The organism is Neorhizobium sp. T7_12, assembly GCF_002968535.1.
GTDB lineage: Bacteria > Pseudomonadota > Alphaproteobacteria > Rhizobiales > Rhizobiaceae > Neorhizobium > Neorhizobium tomejilense.
In genome coordinates this window covers 106,902-128,499 of the sequence record NZ_PVBK01000013.1, presented here as the reverse complement: position 1 = coordinate 128,499, position 21,598 = coordinate 106,902, and the positions used below count along the sequence as shown (strand labels likewise).

General features: G+C 60.0%; 19 protein-coding genes. 9 read left to right on the top strand and 10 right to left on the bottom strand.

Translation table 11 applies throughout. The features are described from left to right. Window positions 1-27: 27 nt before the first annotated feature. The 6 genes from C5J26_RS23560 (at window position 28) to C5J26_RS23535 (ending at window position 4,530) form a co-directional block, all read left to right on the top strand. Complete coding sequence (locus C5J26_RS23560; protein ID WP_105403999.1) at window positions 28-822, top strand: ABC transporter ATP-binding protein; 795 nt, start codon at window positions 28-30, stop codon at window positions 820-822. Further along, window positions 819-1,634, top strand: coding sequence for an ABC transporter permease (locus C5J26_RS23555; RefSeq protein ID WP_105403998.1), 816 nt, complete (start codon window positions 819-821; stop codon window positions 1,632-1,634). The genes C5J26_RS23560 and C5J26_RS23555 overlap by 4 nt, the downstream gene beginning before the upstream one ends. Then, window positions 1,631-2,410, top strand: coding sequence for an ABC transporter permease (locus tag C5J26_RS23550; protein WP_105403997.1), 780 nt, complete (start codon window positions 1,631-1,633; stop codon window positions 2,408-2,410). The genes C5J26_RS23555 and C5J26_RS23550 overlap by 4 nt, the downstream gene beginning before the upstream one ends. Before the next feature lie 22 nt (window positions 2,411-2,432). Continuing rightward, window positions 2,433-3,443: an amidohydrolase family protein gene (locus C5J26_RS23545; protein ID WP_105403996.1), complete on the top strand. Its 1,011-nt coding sequence runs from the start codon at window positions 2,433-2,435 to the stop codon at window positions 3,441-3,443. A 134-nt stretch (window positions 3,444-3,577) separates the two neighbouring features. Then, on the top strand, window positions 3,578-3,985 hold the full coding sequence (locus tag C5J26_RS23540) for a hypothetical protein (RefSeq protein ID WP_105403995.1): 408 nt from the start codon (window positions 3,578-3,580) through the stop codon (window positions 3,983-3,985). A 137-nt stretch (window positions 3,986-4,122) separates the two neighbouring features. Then, window positions 4,123-4,530, top strand: a complete 408-nt coding sequence (locus tag C5J26_RS23535) for a hypothetical protein (RefSeq protein WP_172746032.1) — start codon at window positions 4,123-4,125, stop codon at window positions 4,528-4,530. Between the two features lie 86 nt (window positions 4,531-4,616). Here the strand turns inward: C5J26_RS23535 and C5J26_RS23530 are convergent, their stop codons facing one another. Then, entirely contained in the window at window positions 4,617-5,429 is an 813-nt protein-coding gene (locus tag C5J26_RS23530) for a hypothetical protein (protein ID WP_172746030.1), read from the bottom strand. Window positions 5,430-5,890: 461 nt separating this feature from the next. Between C5J26_RS23530 and C5J26_RS23525 the strand changes: the two genes are divergently transcribed. Beyond that, complete coding sequence (locus C5J26_RS23525; protein WP_105403992.1) at window positions 5,891-7,456, top strand: diguanylate cyclase domain-containing protein; 1,566 nt, start codon at window positions 5,891-5,893, stop codon at window positions 7,454-7,456. Between the two features lie 218 nt (window positions 7,457-7,674). Here the strand turns inward: C5J26_RS23525 and C5J26_RS23520 are convergent, their stop codons facing one another. The 3 genes from C5J26_RS23520 to C5J26_RS23510 all read right to left on the bottom strand — a co-directional run bounded on the left by C5J26_RS23520 (window position 7,675) and on the right by C5J26_RS23510 (window position 11,129). Then, window positions 7,675-8,526: a serine hydrolase gene (locus tag C5J26_RS23520; RefSeq protein ID WP_105403991.1), complete on the bottom strand. Its 852-nt coding sequence runs from the start codon at window positions 8,524-8,526 to the stop codon at window positions 7,675-7,677. A 138-nt stretch (window positions 8,527-8,664) separates the two neighbouring features. Continuing rightward, a complete protein-coding gene (locus C5J26_RS23515) occupies window positions 8,665-10,236 on the bottom strand; it encodes an ABC transporter substrate-binding protein (RefSeq protein WP_105403990.1) in 1,572 nt (523 codons plus the stop codon). Between the two features lie 38 nt (window positions 10,237-10,274). Next, window positions 10,275-11,129 (bottom strand): hydrolase, encoded by an 855-nt coding sequence (locus tag C5J26_RS23510; RefSeq protein ID WP_105403989.1) that lies wholly within the window; start codon window positions 11,127-11,129, stop codon window positions 10,275-10,277. 275 nt (window positions 11,130-11,404) lie between these two features. Here C5J26_RS23510 and C5J26_RS23505 point away from each other — a divergent pair, with 275 nt between their 5' ends. Both C5J26_RS23505 and C5J26_RS23500 read left to right on the top strand, forming a co-directional pair. Further along, complete coding sequence (locus C5J26_RS23505; protein ID WP_105403988.1) at window positions 11,405-12,547, top strand: serine hydrolase; 1,143 nt, start codon at window positions 11,405-11,407, stop codon at window positions 12,545-12,547. Between the two features lie 21 nt (window positions 12,548-12,568). Beyond that, entirely contained in the window at window positions 12,569-13,717 is a 1,149-nt protein-coding gene (locus C5J26_RS23500; protein ID WP_245441254.1) for a C45 family peptidase, read from the top strand. A gap of 61 nt (window positions 13,718-13,778) precedes the next feature. On the opposite strand, the gene C5J26_RS23495 is transcribed toward C5J26_RS23500, so the two are convergent. The 6 genes from C5J26_RS23495 to C5J26_RS23470 form a co-directional block, all read right to left on the bottom strand. Continuing rightward, window positions 13,779-15,161 carry an aspartate aminotransferase family protein gene (locus C5J26_RS23495; protein ID WP_105403986.1) on the bottom strand — a complete coding sequence of 461 codons (1,383 nt, stop codon included), beginning with the start codon at window positions 15,159-15,161 and terminating at the stop codon, window positions 13,779-13,781. Between the two features lie 161 nt (window positions 15,162-15,322). Next, complete coding sequence (locus C5J26_RS23490) at window positions 15,323-16,243, bottom strand: siderophore-interacting protein (protein WP_105403985.1); 921 nt, start codon at window positions 16,241-16,243, stop codon at window positions 15,323-15,325. After that, window positions 16,240-17,040, bottom strand: a complete 801-nt coding sequence (locus tag C5J26_RS23485) for a 3-keto-5-aminohexanoate cleavage protein (RefSeq protein WP_245441253.1) — start codon at window positions 17,038-17,040, stop codon at window positions 16,240-16,242. The genes C5J26_RS23490 and C5J26_RS23485 overlap by 4 nt, the downstream gene beginning before the upstream one ends. Then, on the bottom strand, window positions 17,037-18,020 hold the full coding sequence (locus tag C5J26_RS23480) for a 3-hydroxyacyl-CoA dehydrogenase NAD-binding domain-containing protein (RefSeq protein ID WP_105403984.1): 984 nt from the start codon (window positions 18,018-18,020) through the stop codon (window positions 17,037-17,039). The genes C5J26_RS23485 and C5J26_RS23480 overlap by 4 nt, the downstream gene beginning before the upstream one ends. After that, on the bottom strand, window positions 18,017-19,399 hold the full coding sequence (locus C5J26_RS23475) for an aspartate aminotransferase family protein (protein ID WP_172724088.1): 1,383 nt from the start codon (window positions 19,397-19,399) through the stop codon (window positions 18,017-18,019). The genes C5J26_RS23480 and C5J26_RS23475 overlap by 4 nt, the downstream gene beginning before the upstream one ends. 266 nt (window positions 19,400-19,665) lie before the next feature. Further along, entirely contained in the window at window positions 19,666-21,597 is a 1,932-nt protein-coding gene (locus C5J26_RS23470; RefSeq protein WP_105403982.1) for an MOSC domain-containing protein, read from the bottom strand. Window position 21,598 lies beyond the last annotated feature (1 nt).

Here is a 21,598-nt window from a genome sequence, read left to right as displayed (position 1 = left end):
GGAGGCCCGCTCCAGGAGGAGAAAGCAGTGGCGCAGATTGAAATCCGCGATCTCGGAATCGACTATCGCAAACCGAAGAGCAACGAGGTGTTCTCTGCCGTCGACAGTGTCGACCTGTCGGTCGAAAAGGGCGAGTTCGTCACCATCGTCGGCTCCAGCGGTTGCGGCAAGAGCACGCTGCTGATGGCGGTCGCAGGGCTCGTCGACCTGACGCGTGGGTCGATTGAGATCGACAGCAAGCGGGTTGATGGACCCGGGCCCGACCGCGCGGTGGTGTTTCAGGAAGCCTCTCTGCTTCCCTGGCGTTCGGTGCGCGGCAACGTCAAGTTCGGGCTGGAAATGCAGCGTTGGAGCGGCGGCGATCTCAACGAGCGGGCCATGCAGATGATCCGCCTCGTCGGCCTCGGCCGCTTCTCCGACTATCATCCCCACCAGCTTTCCGGCGGCATGCGCCAGCGCGTCAATATCGCCCGTGCGCTTGCCGTCGATCCCGAAGTGCTGCTCATGGATGAGCCGTTCGGGGCGCTCGACGCTCAGACCCGCGAGATCATGGGTACCGAACTGTTGCGCATCTGGGAGCGCGCCAAGAAGACGGCTTTGTTCGTTACCCACGATATCGACGAAGCGATCTTCCTTGCCGACAAGATCGTCGTCATGGGCCGCAATCCGGGTCATATCAAGGAAGTGATCAGGGTCGACCTGCCGCGCCCGCGCAATGAGGCTATCCTCGACAGCGACGCCTTTCACGAATTGCGCAAGCGGCTGCGCGCCCATCTGGCGGAAGACATGTCCAGCATGCAGCTGGTGCAGGAGGTCGCATGAGATCGGCAGAGATGACCGCAGAACCGGCGGAGACCCGACAGCTGTCCCTTTCCTTCCTGCGTCCGTCCCGCTCCGCGGTGATCGGGACGCTTGCCGTCCTTGCATTTCTGGTCCTGTGGCAGATCGCTCCCGGCATCGGCTGGGTGAATGGCCGTTTCACCAGCCGTCCGACTGAGGTTTTCCTCGCAGCAATCGATATCTTCCGGAATGACAATTTCCTCTATCACGCCCGCATCAGCCTGACGGAATTCGTGGCCGGTTTCGCACTGGCGATCGTGGTGTCCATCCCGCTCGGCGTGCTGCTCGGCACGTCGAAGATCGCCCGCTACCTGATCGATCCGCCGCTGATGGCGCTCTATATCGCCCCGACGCTGGTGCTGCTGCCGATCATGGTGATCTGGCTCGGCATCGACATGGCCCCGAAGATCGCCGTCGTTTTTCTGGGCGCTGTCTTCCCGATCGTCCTCAACACCATGGCCGGCATGAGCGAGGCGGACCCGAAGTTTCTCCGCATGGCGCGTTCGTTCGGTGCGACCAGGTTCGATATCTTTACTCGCGTCCTCGTACCCGGGTCACTGCCGGCGCTGCTCACGGGCCTGAGGCTCGCCGTCGGCCGCGCCGTGCTCGGCGTCATCGTCGGCGAGCTCTTCGTCTCACAGGCAGGCATTGGCTACCAGCTCAATCTTTATGGCTCCGCCATGCGCATCGACCGCCTGCTTGTTTACGCTCTGATCGTCAGCGCTTTCGGCTACACGCTGACCGTCATCGTCCGATCAGTTGAGCACAAAGTCCGCGACTGGAGGTCGAAATGATCGCCGAACTTTTCTATCGCCGCCAGGCGCTCGTGCTCGGCACCCTGTCTATGATCGGCATCGTGGTTTTCTGGCAGATCGCCGTCGACACCGGCTTCATCAATCCGTTCTTCATCTCGACGCCGAGCCAGGTCGCCGCGGAGTTCATGGTTCAGTTCGAAGACGGTTCGGTCGCCACCAATGTGGCGGCGACGCTTTATTGTTTCGTCTGGTCGCTCGGTCTTGCCGCCGTGGTCGGTATTATCCTTGGCGTGCTGGCCGGCTGGTTTGCGGATGTGGAATCGGCGCTGGAACCGTTCATCTGGTTCAAATATTCGGCGCCGACTGTCGCCTTCTATCCGCTGTTCGTCGCCGGGCTCGGCTATGGCACGCCGACCATCATTGCGATCGCCTTCCTTTTCGCCCTGACGCCGATTTATGCCAACACGCTGTCGGGCATCAAGAATACCGATCGTGATCTGGCCCGCGCTGCGCGCTCCTTCGGGGCCAGGCCGCTCGACATCTTCCTGCGTGTCGCTTTGCCGGGATCCGTGCCGGTGATGATGGCCGGCCTTCGCCTCGGCGTTGGCCGAGCGCTGACGGGTGTCGTGGTTGCCGAACTCTTCGGCGCCAATGCCGGTCTCGGTTACGCGATTACCTATTACGGCCAGCTGATGCAGACCACCAAGATGATGGTGTCGATCGTCATCGTCGTGGTGCTCGGCGTGCTGCTCACCCAGATCCTGTCATTCCTGGAAAGCAAGACCGATTCCTGGCGCGTCGATAGCAACCGCTGAAGAACATCCAAGGACAAGGCTCATGAAGATCATCGATTCCCATTTCCACTGGTGGCCGCGGTCGATTTTCGAACCGCTTCTGAAGCGTGAAGGCTTCCCGAAGGCTGTCGTGAACGCGCGTGGTGGCTATACCTATCACGGCGCCGATGGACGCCGCGGCACGGTGGCGAGCTGGAAGGAGTGGTTCGATCTCGACGAGCAGCTCGCCTATATGGACAGTCTCGGTCATGACATTTCGGTGGTCTGCTCCATCGGTCCGCTGTCGATCTACTTCTCGGAGCTGTCGGTCGAGGAAGGCCGCGACGCGGCGCTCGCCTGGAACGAGGAAATGGCCTGGGCGCAGCGGCGTTATCCCGGCCGTGTCTGGGCCTCGGCCGCAATTCCCATGGTCGATACGCGGGTTGCGATCGAAGTGCTCGACGATGCGGTCAACCGGCTCGGCCTGATGGGGGTCAATCTGCCCGGCAGCGTCGGCAAAGAAGGCATGATCGACGATGTCCGGCTGGAGCCTTTCTACGAGCGAGTTGCGGAGCTTGGCCTGCCGATGTTCCTGCATCCGACCGATGCGGTTTTCGCCGATGTCATGCAGGGCTATAATGATGCCCTGCACCTGAGCCTCGGCCGCGTGGTGGAAGTGAGCGCAGCCGCGTCGCGGCTCATCCTTTCCGGCACGATGGAGCGTCATCCGGGCCTCAAGATCGTCATGTCGCATACCGGCGGGGCACTGCCATACCAATCCGGTCGCATGGACAAGAATTCAAAGACCGCGGGCCTGACCAAGCCGGTCAGCCATTACCTGCACCAGATGTTCACCGATACGGTTTCGCCGCATTCCGCCGGCCAGAAGTTCGCGATCGACTATTTCGGCGCCGACAACGTCATGTACGGCACCGACTATCCCTGCTGGGATCCGGCCGTCTGCCTAAAACTTCTCGATGAGATCGAGATGAGCGCCGCCACCAAGCAGAAGATCTTCCATGATAACGCGGTGCGGATTCTCGGCCTCAAAACCTCCAAGGCTGCGGCTGCGTAGATGCGCTTGACAGGGGACGTTGAGACGACCCACGACGGAGACCTGGCCTTCATCCGGAACCTTTTGCCACTCATCCAGATTGGAATGTTGCGATCCGCGCAAACGGCGGACGGTGACGCCATCGGGAGGATGAGTTGAACGCCAACATTTCGGCTGCGATACGCGCCGTGCCATCTGAAGCCAGAGAAGCCATTGTCAACGTTCGGGGCCACTGGGCCTTTTTGGCAATCGGCCTGGCGGTCGCCGTCGCCGTCATCGCTTTCCTGAACTACGAATTCAGCGGGCTCCTCGCATCATTGGCGATCGGTGTAGGTATAGTGTTGTTCTGCGCCGTGACATTGATTGGCGGGTTTGCAAGCTGGTTGTTTTTCACCGGCCTGTTGTGGAGGAGGTCGGAGGCCCGCACGCCACCACGGCGGATGCGGCGACTGGCGGACGATGATATACCAAGGCGGTTCTGGTTCTCCGGTTTTTTTGCCACCTTGCTCTGGATTGTTCCGCTATATGCCTTGGCGCTGGGCCTTGTCTCAGCCACCGAGTAACCACTGGCACCAAGACATTCCCGGTTGGCGGGCACTCGCGCCCAGAGCGGGAGCCTCCGGATCCCCTCGCTTTTCACTTGGCCGCCCTGGCTAAATTGGCTATTCGCCAACCTCAGTGCCTGGATGAGGACGATGCGTTGACCGGACCAAAGACATATACGATCCCTGCGGCATGGTTGACCCCATTGCCGGCCGACTACAAAATCCCATTCTGGAGGTGGATCCTGCTGCCGGCTTCTGCGTGGATGCTGCATCGGAATGGTGGTGAATGGGTCGGCGGCGAATTCTCCATCCGATCAAGCGACGTTCATTTCGCGAGGAAAGGCCTGATCAAAACCGGCAAACCGGCGGAGTGGAGCATACCCTTTGCTCGGATCCACAGCATCGGCTCAAAGAAGGGCATTGCGTCGGAAATTATCGAGATTCATCACACGGATGGGAAGACGAAAATTATGAGCGTCAGAGCGGAAGAATTCATCGAGCTTCTTCGCGCGTCGGTCTCGATGGGCAGGAGCGTCGCCAATCAGGACGCATCTCGCCCGTAGTGCCAGCGGATCTGGCCGAGGGTAACCTTTGGGCATCGGCTCAACATCTCGAACCGGACGTGATGCGCACGGAGAAGACTGCCTCCTCAAGCCCCCGCCATCATTCGCTTTAACCGTACCGCAATCGTCTCAATCTCCGGCGGCGAGGCGTCGAGCCGCTTGAGCTCCGCGTCGAGCACTACGGGCACGCTCGCCCCTTCCGGCAGCGCCGCCAGCGCCATCCCGCGCTGCCCGTCGATCCAATAGGGCTCTTCCTTCCCGCCAAAGCGCGACAGCGCCAGCAGCGGCTTGCCTTTGCGGTCAACGCCATATTGGAACTGAACATATTTGCCGCCCAAGACAGGGCTGATTTGAACCACTTTAACTTCCCGAAGATCCAGCTTCGATTCCCGCCGCGCTAACCGGCGACTGCGATCGCTCTTGACGCCCCCGGCGAGGAGGGCGATCCCTCCTGCCGCGATCCCCAGCACAAGGGCACTGTCCACGAGCGTGCGGTTCCACAGCATGTCCAGCCCCAGCGACAACGCCGCTCGGTTGGGCTGCGATGCCGAACGCACCACCTCGACTTCGTAGTCGCCGATGTTGAAATCCACGAACATCAATTCGATATCGTGTTCCAGGGTCTCGCCCTTGATTTCATAGGCAATATGGGCTGAGCACTCGACGAACACCACCCGCCGCGCACGGCATTCCCCATCGGTGATCGTCGCGTCGGGCACCGCCACAGGATCGCTCGCCACCAGCCAGTCATTGACCACGCCCGGCGCCTGCCACACCCCGATGAACCCCGCCACCGCCAGGATCATCAGCCCCCCGAGATAGGAAAACACACCCGGCCATACCCCCGTCTTGCGAATCCGTATTTTCCGGTCAGGCAAGACTTGATGGAGGTCTGTCACGGTCTTTTTCTCTCAGCTCACAAGGCTCCTGCGCCCGCATACTCCAGCTTTCCGGCCCTGTCTATGCACAGTCCGACGACCCCTGCCCCCGCGGCAGAACAACAACGCCCAGTGCCGATCAATCAGGCTGTGGGAGCGCCCTGGACGCAAGTGAAACTGGATTGCTGCAAACGGAAAAGGAGCCACGCAACGCCGACCTCAACATCGGCAGGCGGCCGGCTTTCTCCACAGAATATACTGATCCGTCTGGAGCAGGAGCATTTCCATTTTTTCAGCCTGTTACGTCCAGATGGATAGAAACCTGTCTATAAATTTAAAACAATATTAAGTGCCGCACCGATCGTTGGATCGACAGTGTTTGCCCGGCACAGCCATAATCCCTGATTGTGAGTGCCTTTTATCTCGAGTGAGACATGGCTCCCGCTCAGCAAGTCCATTTTAGCCGGTAGCGGAGTTCCCACATGTTCATTCGCGTACTCGATTGCATCAGCACAGATCATAATCCGACGCTTGTTATCCTGGCGATTGTTGTCGCGCTCTTTTCGGGCTTTGCACTGTTCACCATCCTCGACCATGCCAGAGCGCGATCTGGACGTATGAAGATCGTTTGGGTATTTGTAGCTGCCTTCGCCGCGGGTGGCGGAATTTGGTCGACGCACTTCATCGCCATGCTGGGTTTTCAACCTGCCGCGTTTGTGAGCTACGATGTAGGTCTCACAGCGATTTCGGCCTTTTTTGCAATTGCCTTTGCCGCAACTGCGACGCCCCTGTTGCTGTCGCCTGGTCTTGTCAACGTTCTCGCGGGCGGTCTTCTTCTTAGCGCCGCAATTGGCATCATGCACTTCATCGGCATGAGGGCTTTGCTATTTGCCGGCACTTTCGAGTGGCATTTACCTCTCGTTGCGCTTTCGATCTGCGCGGGCAGCTCACTGGTGATCGCGGCGACATTCGCTGGACGTCGACGTGCTTCGGTCGGATCTCGCCTTGCCGCGGGAACCTTATTCGGTGCGGCTATCTGCATACTGCATTTCACGGCGATGAGTGCCGCCCTTCTTCGGGCAGACCCGTCTCTTCGAGTTGCGGATGGGAACCTGTCGGAATTTCTCCTCGGGCTTTCCATTGCCGTGGTCACAACATTGATCGTGATCTTCAGTCTGGTGACGATTCTGTTTGATCGACGTGCTCATGACGCGACCGCCGACGCCCAACAGATGCGATGCATTCTCGAGGCCGCACAGATCGGCATCCTTATTTGTCAGGATGATGAGGTCATCTCGGCAAACAAGGCATTCGAGCGGTTAGTAGGCTGTGAAGGGTCGAGTATCGAAGGTCGTGCCGTTGCCGACTTTTTTGAACTCCCGGCAGGCGCCAATCGTCACGCACCTCGCCTTTACGAGACTGAAGGACAACTAAAGGCGACCAATGGGGTGCGGGTGGACGTAGCGCTCAACACAACACCGATCCTGTCGGGAGGCACGTTGCGACATCTCGTCGAAGTTCGCGATATTGGCGATCATAAACGTGCTCGTGAACGCTTGGACCACCTCGCGAACCATGACGAGTTGACGGGACTTCCGAATCGAAGGTTGTTGCATGCCGAGCTGCGAAAAGAGGCGCTGTCCAATCAGGAGTTTGGGCTACTGTGGATCGATCTCGATCGTTTCAAGGAAGTTAATGACACGCATGGGCATGCGATCGGAGATGCTCTTCTCCACGCGGTGGCGCAACGCTTCCGTTCGGTTCTGGACGAACGGCATTTGCTTGCGCGTGTTGGTGGAGATGAGTTTGTCGTTCTGTTCAAGCACGCATCAAGACAAAGCGATCCCGCCAGCGCAGCTGAAAGCCTGTTGAAGGCAATGGTCGATCCGATTGTGGTTGACGGCCACATGCTGGAGGTCGGGATTTCTATCGGTCTGGCAAGGTACCCTCACGACGCGAAGTCGACAGACGCTTTGATGCGCCGAGCCGATTTGGCTCTTTATGAGGCGAAAAAGACCGGCCGCAGCCGCTATGCCGTCGCGTCGTGAGTCTTGCGTTGGCGCCACAAGGTCGGCAATCCGGTCCTTGCCGGTCAAGGCTGCGCGGACTGCGTCCATAGGCATCACGCCGAGATAGGCTTCGGCGGCCCGAGGCAACAGATCCTGCATCGCCGATGGATCGACGAAATCATAGCCAAGCATGATCACATCGCAGGGTCGCTTGGATCCTCAGGGTTTCGCGGAGGATCGGACGGATCTCGCGTCACTCAGCCCAGCATGTCCCAGCACGCACGGGAAAGTTCAGCGATCAACGTTGCAGACGCCACGCGACCAGGCATGCCGTCAGGCATGGTCTTTGGAACATTGTCGGTCGTCGCGCTCATGATGTAGAGGGGAGCCCCGTCCTTGAAAACGATACCGGCATCCATCCATCCACGTTCTCCCCAGCCGGTTTTGTTGGCAACCGTCGTCAAGGTCGGGAGATGTCCTGGGATCATGCTGCGATAGCGCTGCCACGTCAGGAAGCGCAGCGCCATTGCGCAATTTTTGGCATCGACACCAAGGCATTCCATAGCAGCCAGATCGCCGTTTGCTCCGGCGAGGATCAGATTGAGCAGAAGCACCTGATCGCTGGCCGTGGTGGTCGTCACCTGATCGAGTTCATGTTCGCGCTTCAGTCCGACCGGCGGCAAGCGGGTACGATGGATTGTATTGTCCATTCCGATGCGGCGGCAATAATCGGTGAATTCGGGTATTTCGAAACCCTTCATGACCTCATAGGTGCAGATGTTGTCGCTGGTAATGATCATCTGCAGAATGGCATCCCTCATCGGGAAAGTCAGGCCGGGCGTCATATACTGACACACACCGGAGAGAATTCCTTCCTGCAGTTCCTTTTCAATGATGACGGGCTGCTCGAGATCCAGACGGTTTTCGGCAGCGGCGTGCAGTGCGGCCATCATCACCGATATCTTGCGAACGCTTGCCGATGGCAGGACTGCCGTACCATTGCGTGTCAACTCTTCTCCACCGGCCGCCAACCGGAGATGCCAGTAAACATCAAAACCCCGGCCTTCCGACAAAGCCTGAAGCCGTCCTTCAAGTTCCGATATTTTCATCTCGCCGTCCACTTCCTGGAGATTGATCGCCGCAGATCACCGCGGTGGTCGTAAAGAAAGCCACCCGCCGACCGATTTCGGCGAGTGGTTGATTGGAATGCCATAGCTGCATCATTGCCGATGGACTTGAGGCAGATGCTATTTTGCCTTCCAGACGTGCCAGGCCCTGACCCGGTCCATGGCCCACACTTTGTAGCCTCGGACATCCGACGCCGCCGCATCCACGATCGGGGTGTAGTAGAGACCGAAGATCGGCAGGTCCTTGACCATCAAAGCATGGATCTGTTTGAACAGTGCCAGCCGCTTTGCCGTGTCGGTCTCCCTCATGGCCTCGATATTCAGTGCCATGGCCTCCTTGTTCTCCCATTGGAGAGTGGGATCCTTCGCCTTGTCGCCGATGAGACCGGCATATCTCAGGCTCGGATCTGCAAGCGGCGAAAAGCCGAACGACTGCAGCTGGAACTTGCCGGCGAGAAAGTTCTCGAGTTGCGCCGCCCAGTCCAGGATGTCCAGTTGCGCATTCATGCCGACGCTGGTCAGCATAGCCTGTATCAGGACCGCATTGTCATACATGCCGGGATAACGCGTATTGGTCTGGATCTTGATCGGCTGCCCCTTGTAACCGGCCTCCTTCAGCAAAGCCTTTGCGGCCTCGGGATCGTATGACGGCCAATTGAGGAACGCATCGTCAAAATAGGCGCTGGACTGCGCAACGGCGGAGGGGTTGTAATTCGCAAGGCCCGCTGTCTTGACTTCGGCGATCTGCTTCAGGTCGATCGATTGAGCGATCGCGCGGCGCATCCGGACGTCGGAAAGCAGCGGATCCCTGGTCTGTACCATCAGGGCCGTAAACGACAGGCTAGGTGAGTATACGATCTGGGCGCCCTTGCCCTTCAGGTCATCCATATGTGTGGCCGGCACGGTTTGCATGACATCGACCTGCCCAGCCAGCAGAGCCGCTTCCGCCGACGACTTGTCGGAAATAAGCACGAACCGCGCTGTATCGACATTCACCGTGCGGTCGCCGCTATAGCCGCTGCCCGGCGCCTTGGACGGCTTGTAGCGATCGAAGCGCTCCAGAACGATCTGCTGCTCCTTCTTCCATTCCTTCAGCTTGAATGGCCCGCTGCCGATGGCCGAATTGGCAATCCACTTGTCGTCGGGCCCGACATTCTTGGGACTTGCCGCCCACACGTTACAGGCAATGCTCGCTATGCGGATCAGGAACATGCCGCTTGGCTGGTCCAGCTTGAAGACCACCGTCCTGTCGTCAGGCGCCTCGACTGCCACAACCTTGAAGCCCTGCGATCCGTCGAAATTCGGAACGCAGACCCATGGATTGTCGGTCTTGGCGGTGTTCATACGCCTGTCCCACAGCCATTTGACGTCTGCGGCGCGAACGCCATCGCCGTTGTGGTAGACGACGTCCGGGCGAAGATGGAAAGTGTAGACCGTCTTGTCGGCAGAAATGTCCCAGGAATCGGCGAGAGCCGGCCCGACGGACAGGTCGTCGCGATAGGCGACCAGCTGTTCGTAGATATGGTTGAGGACGGTGTCGGTATTGGCGTCGCGGCGGCTGGCATCAAGGCTGCGGATGTCGGAATTCAGCGCGATCGTCAGCGTGCCGCCTTTCTGTGGCGCCTGCGCAAACGTCATATCCGGCACTAGCATAAGTGCGGCAGCGGCTGCCATGCGTAAACAGGTTCTCATTGTGAACTCCCGGGTTGATATGTTCAGGCAATCCGATTTCAAAGATTGCGACCGCGAAGGTCGCCGAGGATTTTCGCAAAGAAATTCTTCACCAGGGGCATCATCCTTTCATCGTCGTGGGCAACATCGGGCACGACATCGAAGGTCACGTTCACGCCCGCCTTTTCGAAACTGTTCTTCAACGACACGATACGGTCGACGCGATCGACGCCGGCGATGTTGGCGTCTTCCATCCACCATCGATCGGTCGGCTTCACCGTGATTTCCCAGGTGTTGTGATCGTCGCCGCCGATGATCATGTGAACCGGTATCTGCCGCAGGGCATCGAGATCGAGAGGTTTGCCGAAGACGCTCTCGAAATTGCGGGTTCCGACCCAGAAATCCCGATCTGGATCGATGAGCGTGACGGTGCCGGGTCCGCCGATGGAGGCGGCAAGGATCTGCTCCGGATGCAGATAGAGGAAGCGGTGGGTGAACTGCCCGCCGCCGGAGAAGCCGTACATCATCACCTTGTCGCCGGCGATGCGATAGCGCTCCTTCATCTCGGCGATCATGTCGATCATCACCGCGTCATAATGCAGGTCGCCGTAGCGGATCATCTTGTAGCTGTTGATATCGCCCGGGCGGGCAATGCTTGCGGGAAACAGCGGGCTCAGGATGATGACGCCGTTTGCTTCCGCAAAGTCGGCAAACGCATTCCTGTATCCTTCCATGTGCCGCTCGGTACCGTGCACCACGACCAGCAACGGATAGGTCTTGTCGGAATCCTCGTCGTAGTCTTCCGGCACATAGGCGCAATAGGGGAATCGCTGATCGAACCGGGAGGCATACACGATCGTCGCCCCGAAGTCATAAAAGGTTAGCTTCTTTCCGTTGCCGAAAATCTTCCGCATTCACATACCCCTTTATTTCTTGATTAAGGCGAGCCTATATCGCGATCTGCGATCGCACAATGTAAATTTTTACGGAGAGTACGAAATTTGCGATTTAAAAATTTAACCGTTTATTTTTAATATCTTAATGTAGTTTCCCCCTCTCATTTCCATCTTAAACTGCGGGCAACCAAGAGAAAATCACGGGAGTTTTCGCGAGAATTGATTGTGCGATCGCAAATCGCGCTGTACTACTGGGCGACATTCCCCATTCGATCCTCGGAAAGACGCTGTTTATGGATCCATTCAACCGCGCAGATATAACGCTCGCGAACTGGCGTACGCGACCCTATTCCTCCTGGTCATTTCAGAATGCATCCGAGATCGTTCCCTCGGCGATCATCGCAAGCCGGCGCATCCGGGAAGATAGAGAACTGCCTCTGGGGTCATTGGCGGATCTGCCGATTGCCGGGCTCGGCCGACAGGCGATATCGCTCGAGACGTTCTTGACGGACACCCATAGTGATGCCCTGGTCGTCATGCGCAAGGGCGAGATCACTGCCGAATGGTATGCTCCACATTGCGATCCAGCCCGGCCGCACATGGTCTTCTCGATCTCCAAGTCGATCACGGCTCTGATTGCCGGCGTGCTGATCGAACAGGGCCTGATCAAGCTCTCCGACGGCATAGCAGATATCCTGCAGGGCGCGCGCGGATCGGCTTACGGCGACGCAACGGTGGAGCAGTTGCTCAACATGAGCGTCAGCCTGGATTTTGCGGAGGATTACCTCGACCTGACCGGCGCCTTCGATCGCTATCGCCGTGCCATGTTGTGGAACCCGGAAAAGCCGTCGGATCCGGCGCCGGACCTCAAGTCCTTCCTCTGCACCATCCCCAGGGGGCCGCAGCCCCATGGCAGCATCCACGCCTATCATTCGCCGAACACGGATGTCGCAGGCATTCTGCTGGAGATTGCTTCCGGAAAGCGGTTTGCCGATCTGGTCGAAACCCATCTCTGGCAACCCTTGGGCGCCTATAGCGACGCCCATCTGACACTCGACAGGATTGGCAATGCACGGGCCTCCGCCGGTCTCTCTATGACCGCGCGCGATCTTGCCCGCATCGGAGAAATGGTGCGGCTCATGGGCAATGGCATCATTCCGGAACAATGGATAAAATCGATCTGGCAAGGCGGGAGCCGGCAGACCTGGGCCGCCGGCAACCAGGCCTGGCTCTTCTCGGAAGGAAGCTATCGCTCCTACTGGTATTCGACCGGCACCGGTGCGCTCGCCGCCATCGGCATTCACGGCCAATGGCTGTGGATCGATCCGAAGACGGAGACCGTGATCGTACGGCTCTCTTCCGAACCCGGGCCAGTCGACGACGATCTCGACCATGCGGTCATCCGCATGCTGATGGCGGTTGCAGCCGCCGAATAACGCAATGCGATGGAGAAGTCCGTGGAGCAGATCAGACCCTTTCCCTTTATCGAAATCAGCGGATCCCCCGTCGAGCGCGGGAGAATGTACGGCGAACAGGCCCGCGAGCGCGTCCGGCTATCGAGCGAACTCTACCGCGAGCAGCTCGGGAGGCTCGGCTTCAGCCGGGAAAAAGTCGTCGAGCTCGTCGAGAATTTCCCGCCCGCCATCCGCGATTGGGCGCCGGAACTGGTGGACGAGATGCATGGCATTGCGCAAGGCGCCGGGCTGGATTTCACGTCGGTCTTCCTCATCAACGCCCGCACCGAACTGCTGCAGGTCGCCCGCCGCGGCCTGAGCTTCAAGGATAGCGAAAAGGACGGATGCACCGGCGTCGTGGTGATGCCGAAAGCGGCACGCGACGGCGCGCTCATCCACGCCCAGAACTGGGACTGGCGGGCGGAATGCGCAGAGACCTCCGTCGTGGTCAGGGTGCTTCAAGAGGATGGACCGGATATCCTGATGTTCACGGAGGCCGGCGGCCTGATGCGCAGCGGCTTCAATTCGAACGGAATGACAATCACCGCCAATTATCTGGAATCGGATCGGGACTACAAAACGCTTGGCGTTCCCCTGCCCTTCATCCGACGCAAGGCGCTGGCATCGCAGCATTTCGCCCAGGCGATCCGCACCATCGCGACAACCCCGAAATCCGGCTCCAACAACGTCATTCTCAGCGCCAAAGAAGGCGTCGCCATCGACTTCGAATGCGCACCCGACGAAGTATTTCCGCTCTATCCCGAAAACGGGCTGATCGTTCATGCCAACCACTGGCAAAGCCCCGTGGCACTTTCCAAGCTGCGCGAAGCCGGCCTGAACAACGTTCCCGACAGCCTCTACCGCGATCTCCGGGTGCGTGAAATCCTGGCGGAAAAGACTGGCGACATCACCGCGGAAGACGTCAAGACAGCCCTGTTCGATACATTCGGCGCGCCTTATGCGGTCTGCCGGCCGGCGATCAAGAACGAGGTCGGCAACCTCTCCGCCACGGTCGCGATGATCGTCTGCCAGCCGGACAAGGGTTTGATGGAAGTGGCCCCGTTGCCGGCGACCAACAGCCGTTTCATCCAGTATGAGCTCAAGATGGATAAAGGTCAGCGGGCGGCATCAACGGATCGTAGCGTCACCTGATTTCAAGTCGTCGATTTCAATCAGCAGCCCGGCACAACCTGTGCGCCGGGCTGCCTTTCGTTTATCGCTTCGAGGCGAGCGTCGCTTCGGCAAGATCGAGCGCGGCGACAAGACGATCGCAGGCGAGATCAATCGTTTCCCACGTCCAGATCAAGGGTGGCGCCATGATGATTGTGTCGTCCACCACCCGCACCATCAGCCCGCCCGCAATCGCATGGTCACGCACCAGCGTTGCGGCCGAACCGCCCGGCTGGAACCGTGCGCGGGTCTTCTTGTCCTTGACGATCTCGATCGCCGCCATCAATCCGACCGAACGGGTCTCGCCGACGAGCGGATGGCCGCCGAGCCGCTTGCCAAGCTGCTCGCTGAGATAAGGACCGGTCTCGGACCGGACGCGCTCCACCAACCCCTCGCTCTCGATGATTTCGAGGTTCTTGATTGCTACGGCGCAGCATACCGGATGGCCGGCATAGGTGTAGCCGTGATAGAATTCGCCGCCCTTTTCCACCAGCGTCTCGGCGATCCGGTCGCCAACAAACAGCGCCGAAAGCGGCTGATAACCTGACGTCAGAGCCTTGGCGGTGGTGATCGTGTCGGCCTTGATGCCGAAGGTCGTGGCGGCGAACCACTCGCCGGTGCGGCCGTAACCGGTGATCACCTCGTCGAGCATCAGCAGGATGTCGTATTTCTCGCAGATACGCTGGACCTCCGGCCAATAGCTCGCCGGCGGGATCTTCACGCCGCCCGCCCCCATGACCGGTTCGCCGATGAAGGCTGCAACCTTGTCGGCACCGGCGGCAAGGATCGCATCCTCCACCGCACGCGCCGCCCGCAGGCCGAAATCATGATCGCTTTCGCCCGGCAGGGCCAGATCGAAGGCGTAGGGCGCCATGACGTGGACAATGTTCGGCACGGCGCCGCCGAGCTGCTTGTGCATGTCGGGCATGCCGCCGAGCGACGCGCCGGCGATCGTCGAACCGTGATAGCCGTAGTTGCGGGAGATGACGATATTCTTCTCCGGCTTGCCTTCCAGCGCCCAGTAATGGCGAACGAGGCGCAGCGCCGTGTCGTTGGCTTCCGAGCCCGATGAGCCGTAGAAGACCTGGTTCATGTTCGGCGGTGCGAGCTCCGCCAGTTTGGCGGAAAGCTGCACCGGCGCAGGCGTCGTGCACTTGAAGAACGAGTTGTAGAACGGTAGTTCCCGCATCTGCGCGGAGGCAGCGTCGGCCAGCTCCTCGCGGCCGTAGCCGACATTGAGGCACCAGAGGCCTGCCATCCCGTCAAGAATCTCGTTTCCTTCCGCATCATAGATGAAAGGCCCCTCGCCCCGCACGATCATCCGCGCGCCCTTGGCACGCAAATCCTTGTGATCGGTGAAGGGATGGAGGAAATGGGTCGAATCGATCCGCTGAAGCTCCGCCAGCGAGTATTTCTGGATATTCATCACTATTGTCCTTTATCCGAGTTTGATGTCCATCAGGCTCAGAAAGGCGAAGGTGGAGAATATCCGATACGTGCGCAGAGACGCAGCAGGTCGGCATAAAGCGTCCGCGCCGATGGCGTGGAAACGAAATCGTCCCTGAGAATAACGTACCTCGGCATTGGTCAGTCCCGAATGCGGCCGTGCCGCCAGTAGCCCATGAGATTGACGAGCGTGCGATCGACGCCCCGATCCTTGATCAGCAGATTGCGGATGATCCGCACGGCATCGGCCTCGCCCGCCACCCAGCCATAGAAGCTGCCGTCGCTGGTATCGGCGCGCTCCCAAAGCGAATCCCTGTCGACATCAATCTCGGCGAGTTCCGGGACAGCGATCGATCCGATCGCACCCTGCGGCAGCCGGACTTTTGCCGCAGCGTCGATCATCAGAGCTCCATAGGGAGCGAGTTCTGCCGCCGCTTCGGACTGGACCATCCAATGGACATCGAGACTGGGCCACCGCGGAAGCGGCAGTCGGTCTCCCGCATCCGGCACCTCGAAGAAAGCCTGTGTCATCGGTGGATCGGGAAGCTCGGAAAGCTCCTCCAGAATACCGATCGCCGCAGGGACGGCCGTCAGGTCCGCGATCAGCAGGACGATGCGCACGCCTGCCGGAGGTTTCCACTCGTAACCCTGGTTGCCTGCGAGATGGTCCCGGTTCGGGGCCGAGATCTGGACGGGATCTCCGAGATCGGCATGTGCGGCCCAGCGGGATGCGGGTCCGTTGTCTCCGTGCAGAACGAAATCGATATCGACTTCGCAGGCATCGGCACGCAGATACCGGATCGTGTAGGTGCGCATCGGCACGCGTTCGCCAGGCGGCAGGACCTTGTAGAGTTCGTACCAGTCCGGGCGATGCGGGATGGCCGGAGGCAAGCCATCCTGTTTCGGAAAGAAGATCTTGATGCGCTGGTCCGGCGCAAGCGTCGCCATGTGCCTGACCTGCGGACCGGCGAAGGTCAGCCGCACCATGTTGGGAGACAGGATCTCGCGTCGCGCCAGCGAGACATCGAAAATCCGGTAGGGCGTCGTGATCGTCATGGTCATGCGCGCCGCCCTTCCTGCATGCGGTCGGCGATTTCGCGGATAGTGGCAACCCGTTCCGCATTGGAAGACGCGATCCGACCGTCGCGGTGCCAGAAGCTGTTTTCGAAACCGACCCTCACCTTGCCTCCGGCCGCAAGAGCCGCTGCGAGGCAGTCCGTTTCGCCGCGGCCGAAGGCGCAGACCATCCAGTCGGGCGGCTGCGAAAACTGCAGGGCAGCATCGAGAAACGGCTCCAGATCCTGGGGGCTGCTTTCCTGATCGACCGCATAACGTCCAAGCACATAGATGACCGAAAGCCGCGAGGTCGAAGTCAGGTGAGGCGCCTGAAATTCAGCAAGGCGCAGTACGTCAACAGCGTCGTAGAGGATATGCTGGACGGAGATGCCCTCGCTCTTGCACCCGCTATAGAAATCGACCGCCCTCGCCTCGTCACCACCTTCCGGGAAGATCTCCCGAAGCGCAACCGAAACGAAGGCCGGTTTCAGTGCGCGGACTAGTGCGATCTGTTCCTCGGGCGTGTAGATACCTACCGCTTCCGTCGAGATCTGGACGAGCATGTCGGGCACGCGTTCGCGCAGACGCGAGACGAGATCGGCATAAAGACCGATGTCGAGGCTGTGGCCTCCCTCAGCATCGCGCACATGTGCATGAATGGCATCGGCGCCTGCCGCGAAACATGCAGCGGCGGTCCCGACGATTTCGTCGGCAGTCATCGGCAGCGACGGATGGTCGGCCTTTGTCCGACGAGCGCCGGTCGGCGCCACCATGATGCGCGGCAATTCCTGTGAATGGATCACTCCGCAACCTCGCTCTTGCCGGACAGGGGAGTGTCATCGAGCGCCTTCAGAAGGGCAATAAGCAGTCGATCTCGCCGCGCACCGAGTTCTTCTATGCTGCGGCCGGCCGCTTCCTGCATGACCCCATCGATCAGCAGGGACTGAACGTCTTCCGTGAGCGATGGATTGCCGAGCGAACGCCAGCGCGCTTCCTGTGCCGGACCGAGATGTTTGAGATAATGGGCGATGCCGCCCTCGCCGCCGCCAAGATGATAAAGCATATGCGGACCGTCGATCGCCCAGCGCAGACCCGGCCCGAAGCGGATGGCCCGGTCCACGTCCTCGACGCTGGCGATTCCCTCGGCGACGATATGGACCGCCTCGCGCCAGAGCGCCGCCGTCATGCGGTTCGCGACATGGCCTGCGGCCTCCCGGGTGATGCGGATGGGAGCCTTGCCGAGCCGTTCGAAGAACCGGTAGACGGCTGCCTGCGCGTCCGGGCTGCTTTTCGGCCCTGCCACGATCTCCACCAGCGGCAGGAGATGCGGCGGGTTGAAGGGATGCGCGACGACAATCCGCTCCGCCTCCGCACCTCCTGCCTGCAGTTCGCTTGGCTGAAAAGACGACGTGCTCGAACCGATCACCACGTCGGAAGGCGTAAGATCGGTGATCCGTTTCAGGAGCGCCTGCTTGAGGGGCAATTTTTCCGGCGCATTCTCCTGGACATAGTCGCAGCCGGCCAGGACCTCTTCGAGGTCGCCGGAGAAAAACAGAGCATCCGTCGCTACCGGCGCGACTGATCCGACCTGACGTAGATCCTCAAGTGCGTTGCCGACGACCTTTTCCAGCCGCCGAGCACCCTCAGGATCGGTGTCGTAGACCCGTACTTTCAGGCCGCGGCTGAGGAAAAATGCCGCCCAGGCGCCGCCGATCAGGCCGGCGCCGATAATCGCGACCGTTTCGATGTTCTCGGATCGGAAGCGGCCAACACCTGCGCTCATAACAATCCTTCCGCCTTGAGTTCATCCGTCACGTCGACAATAGCGGCACGCGCAAGATCGGCAATCGTGGCCATGTCTTCGGTCGTGGTGATAAACGGCGGCGAGAGCGCCAGCACGTCAGAATTCGGCAAGGCCCGCAGCAGCAGCCGATGACGGCGGGCGGCAAGCGAAACCCGCCCGGCGATCTTGGCGGAAGCCTCGAAGGAGCGCTTCTGCGTCTTATCCACCACCAGTTCGATACCCATCATGAAACCGGTACTTCTGATATCGCCGACAATGTCGAGATCGAGCAGCCGGTCGTCGAAGGTCTTGCGGAACACCGGCGCCATTTCGGCGACACGCTCCACGAGGTTCTCGCGTTCGAGGATATCAAGGTTCGCCATGGCGGCGGCGGCGCAGGTCGGATGACCGGAATAGGTGAAGCCATGCGCGAAAGCCCGGCCGTCACCGGCGACGGTTTCGAACACGTCCCAGATCTTTTCCCCGACCAGGACCGCCGAAAGCGGCAGGTAGCCGCTGGTCAGGCCCTTGGCGGCCAGGATCAGGTCCGGCTCGATCTCGTAAAGGTCGGAGGCAAACCAGCGGCCCAGACGACCGAAGCCGGTGATCACCTCGTCGGCGATCATCCGCACGTCGTATCTGTCGAGAACCTTGCGGATTTCCTGGAAATAACCCTTCGGCGGCGGAAGGACACCACCAGTACCCATGACTGGCTCCGCGATAAAGCCGGCGACCGTATCCGGCCCCTCGGCAAGGATCACCTCTTCGATCTCCTTCGCCAGATAGGCGGAATAGGCTTCTTCGGTCGCAAAGCCGCGGGCCGGCGCATCGCGATAGAGATCGGGCCGCGAGACGTGGCGGGCGAAATCGATCGGCAGGCCGAAATACTGGTGCACCATCGGCACTCCAGAGAGGCTGCCCGAGGCGACCGAAACCCCATGATACGCATAGGCCCGCGAAATGATTTTCCGCTTCTCGGGCTTGCCCCGGCAGATATTGTAGGACCACAGCATCTTCACCGCCGTGTCGTTCGCGTCCGATCCCGACGATCCATAGAAGACCCGGCGCATGTTCGCCGGCGCAAGGGCAAGCAGCCGCTCGGAAAGGCGGATGACCGGTTCGTTGGCGATCGTGTTGAAGGTGTGGAAATAGGGAAGCGACAACGACTGGGCGTGGATCGCATCCGAAATTTCTTTGCGACCATACCCGACATTGACGCACCACAACCCGGCGGCGCCATCGAGGTATTCGACCCCGTCAGTATCACGGATCCGGCATCCGTTCGCCGAGGACATGACCAGGGCGCCGTTGACCTTCTGGTCCCTGATGGAGGTGAACGGATGGAAAAATCCCCCCCGATCCCGGTCCGCCAGGCTCATGTTCCCGTCCGAGACGGCATTCGTGCCCGCCGTATCCATATGCTTCGACCCCAATCCTGTTTGACGACGGCCAGATGAACCGCCGAAACTCATTTTCGTCGACGATATATCGCGATCGCAGATCGCACAATATGCAAGATGGAGAATTCTTTGCGCCGTCACAAGAGTCGGCGTATTTCTTTGATATAGATATACATTTCCGCGGCATTGATTTCCGCAGATCGCCGAAAATCCGTTTGGAGCCTGTGAAAACTGCCGGTGGATACCTAAAGGTCGACGACGAGGTTCCCAATCGGCCGGGTGCTGCAGGCAAGCACATATCCCTCCTGCTTTTCCTCCCCGCTGAGCGCTGTACGCTCGGGGTCGGCGCAGTTCGCCGCAAGTATCCAGTCGCCCGAAACGACACGGCAGCGGCAGGTCCCGCAGATACCTGCCTCGCAATCGGCATGCACCGGAATGTTCATGGTTCGCGCAATATCGAGGAGTGTTTCTGGGCTCTTGCCTTCGGCAATAATGCCGCTTTTCCGGAAATTCACCCGATATGGCAAAACCTCCTCTTCCACGGTTGCCGTCAGGTCGGAACCGAAGCTTTCCTCAAGATAGGTAGCATCGGGTGCAAGTTCCCGATGCATCGCTCTTGCCGCTTGCCGAAAGCCGTCAGGCCCGCAACAAAAGGTCACGCGATCGCGAATATCAGGGCAAATGTCCGCAAGCATGATCTCACTGAGGCGTCCCTTGTAAGATGGGGACGAAGGACCATCGATCGAGGCCACCCCGGGGGACGTCAAACTCCAGGAGAGTTTCAACCTGTCTCCCATCTGCCGCTTCAGGAGAAGCAGTTCCTCTGTAAAGGGCAGATCTTCGGTGCTGCGAGCACTGTGATGGAAGACGACATCATGTGGCAGATCGAGGTCGGCGACATACCGCAGCATGGCGATCATCGGCGTGATACCGCTGCCGGCCGACACCATCAGCAGCGAGTGTTTCTCGTCCGCCGCAGCAAGATGAAACCGTCCATGCGGTCCAAGACCGAGCATCCGGTCACCGACCTTCAGATTGTCATGCAGCCAGTTGGAAACGCGACCTCCACGGACCCGTTTCACGCTGACGGCGATATGATGCGGCCGGGACGGCGAGGACGAAATCGTATAGCTGCGGCGTACCGGAACGCCGCCGATCTCCAGCTGAAGCGTGATGAACTGGCCAGGCAGATGGTCGATCGCAGCACCATCCTCCGCCTTGAACCGAAAGCTCCGCATGTCTGCCGTTTCAGCCACGATGCCGGTGCAGATCATCGGGATCGGCCCCGGCCCTCGTACCGCTTCCCGCTTCGCGAACCTCCGGATCCGCTCCATGTCCGGAGGCGGGCGAAGCCTGACGGGCTCCTTGCGGGAGAGGATTTCGACTGCATCCCCGGCAAAAATGCGTCCTGATTGACGCGGAACGAGAAACTGCCCGAAATAGGGTTTTCCGTCCTCTCCCCGGCGCCGTTTTGCGAGCGTCGCCAAAGGCTCCCGATCGGTGCGCGCCTCCCCGCTTTGCGGGTCGAGCGTCGTCACCACGCAGCGATCGCAGCCGCCGGCGACATCGAATTCGACCCCGCCGATACGGATCAATCCCCAACCGTCCTCGTCAAACGGTAGCGTTCCCGAAACGACGACATTGGGCCGGAAACAGGCCATCTCGGCCGGCGTCTCCAGATACTCGTTCAAGTCGTCGACAGAGGATTTGCCGACCAGCAGAAGCGGTGCGGTATCGGCAAAGCTGACGGCATGGCCGGGCTTCAAGGCGAGAGGCCGGTACGTTTGCGGCCCCTTCAACACGAGCCGGCAGGAATGGCCGAGAAAGCGCGAGAGCCAGTCGGCCGCAGGGTCGCCGGCATCGAGGACGGCAACCTCGTCGCCCCATACGCGCGCCGCCCAATTGGCAGTCTGGCGAAGCGCCATGCGGGAAAAGACATATGGCCTGGCACCCGGCCCCATCAGGATGATCTCGTCACCGTCGATCAGGCAGCGTAGCGTCAGCAAGGCGGGAAATTCTCGGGACGTCAGGCACTCCCCCGAAAGATCGGTCACCATCATGGTTCGATCATCGGCCAGGCCTTCCGGCTCGACCCATGCGGAAAGGATGTCGATCGCTGAACCGGATTTCAGCGGATAGAGATGCAGGCTTTCGATCCGGATCGTTGGCGCAGGCATG